The sequence below is a fragment of the Priestia sp. SIMBA_032 genome (assembly GCF_046535215.1).
In the GTDB taxonomy this organism is placed as follows: Bacteria; Bacillota; Bacilli; order Bacillales; family Bacillaceae_H; genus Priestia; species Priestia aryabhattai.
In genome coordinates, this window is the sequence record NZ_JAWRXD010000511.1 from 1 (window position 1) to 278 (window position 278).

General features: G+C 64.7%; 1 protein-coding gene. It reads right to left on the bottom strand.

Annotation, left to right across the window (positions count from 1 at the left end; genetic code table 11):
* Positions 1 to 41: 41 nt before the first annotated feature.
* Positions 42 to 278, bottom strand: a 237-nt coding sequence (locus SB717_RS35340; RefSeq protein ID WP_410907588.1) for a DUF1249 domain-containing protein, incomplete at its 5' end; no start/stop codon positions are given.

Here is a 278-nt window from a genome sequence, read left to right on the forward strand (position 1 = left end):
GCCACCATGGACTCGGTTGCTTCATGCAAGAAGGCCTTGCTTCAGGATGCGCGCGGTCGCGATGCGTGGACGAAGCCGTGGCCGCGTTCCAGCAGGAAGGCCAGCCACTTCACCATCATTGCGTTGCGCCGCCATTGCGCACTCAGAAATTGTATCGCGTCCGCCTCGCTACCGTCGGTCACCGGCCAGGGCGGGCGGCTGGCGCATTGCAGGGCTTCGGCCACACGCGCGTCGCGATACACCTTGATGTGCAGGTCGGGGGACAGCGTCTCATCCAG